This window comes from Roseateles sp., assembly GCF_049240545.1.
Taxonomy (GTDB): Bacteria; Pseudomonadota; Gammaproteobacteria; order Burkholderiales; family Burkholderiaceae_C; genus Paucibacter_A.
The window spans coordinates 1-1,155 of sequence record NZ_JBMLSK010000260.1 but is presented as its reverse complement, the minus strand read 5'-3'; the positions used below and the strand labels follow the sequence as shown (position 1 = coordinate 1,155).

2 protein-coding genes are annotated in these 1,155 nt (G+C 66.9%); both read right to left on the bottom strand.

The window, feature by feature from the left end; genetic code table 11:
• The coding region (locus ACOVRJ_RS16995; protein ID WP_422045020.1) for an AMP-binding protein at nt 1-533 on the bottom strand (533 nt) is incomplete at its 3' end.
• Between the two features lie 8 nt (nt 534-541).
• Nucleotides 542-751, bottom strand: a complete 210-nt coding sequence (locus ACOVRJ_RS16990; protein WP_422045019.1) for a DUF2283 domain-containing protein — start codon at nt 749-751, stop codon at nt 542-544.
• Nucleotides 752-1,155 lie beyond the last annotated feature (404 nt).

Genomic DNA, 1,155 nt, shown 5'->3' with positions numbered 1-1,155 from the left:
CCCGAGGTGTAGAAGAACCACAGCGGGTCGTCGTGGGCGACGACTTCGTGCGCCGCGGCCTGCGAGGCGGCTTGATGCAGGTGCTGCGCCACCAGGTCTTCGTAGGCCAGCTCGCCCTCGCGCGGGTTGCCGATGGCGATGACATGGCGCAACGCGGGCGAGGCGGCGCGGGCCGCGTCGGTGTGGGCGGGAAAGACGTCCTCCACCATCATCGCCACCGCACCGCTGGACGAGGCCAGATACGCCACCTCGGGCGGCGCCAGCCGGAAGTTCGTCGGCACCCACACGCAGCCCAGGCGAAACGCCACCCAGCAACTCTCGAACATCGCGCGGTGGTTGCGCGAGTGCACGAGGATGCGGTCGCCCTTCCTCAGCCCCAGTGAGCGCAGCGCCGCCGTCATGGCCGCCACGCGCTGCTCGATCTCGCCCCAGCTCCAGCGCGCCTCGCCCTGGATCAGCCCGGCGCGCTCGGGAAAGAGCTGCGCCGTGTGGGTGAGCAGGCGGGCGAGGTTGCTGGTCTGGGCGGGATCCAACGCTTTCCTCAGTGCTGCGTAGCGCCAAGCACCTCGAACGCCATCTCGCGCGGGTTGCCCACCTGCTTGCTGGCACCCAACATCTCAATGCCGATCACCCGTCCCTGCTCGTCAAAGTCCAGCACCACGCCCGGGCGCACCTCGTCGCTGTCTGTCACGGGCCCAGCGCCCAGCCGGATGTACATGGCATCAGCCTGCGGGTCGTACTCGATCTTCATGGCAAGTTCACTCCGTACTTCGAGAGTCTGCTCGTTACGATCACCGTGATCACGCTCACCACTTCCCCTTGCTCCAGGATCACTCGAAGCAGCATGGGTCTGCCGTCGCGCTCGAACAAACCCTGGCGCTCTTCGCGCCCTTGTTGCGCTGGCAGAGTGCGCCACGGTCTGCCCACGACGGACTCGACCTGAGCTTTGCTGACGCCTCGGTCGGCCATGCGAGCCAATGCATGGTCTGTGTACCGAAGGAGCATATCGCCGCTCATGGTGGTCGGGCACAGTTTCTGTCAAGCGAGTGGCGGCTCGTCAGCAGCTCGCTCAAGCCGTCTCCAGCACGCTCAGGTAGTTGGCCACGGCCGAGCCGCCCATGTTGAAGACGGCGCCGAGCTTGGCGCCCTCGACCT

Bases quoted from the DNA above. Each gene is read 5' to 3' on its own strand.
- ACOVRJ_RS16990 (WP_422045019.1), bottom strand. From the start codon at position 751: ATGAAGATCGAGTACGACCCGCAGGCTGATGCCATGTACATCCGGCTG.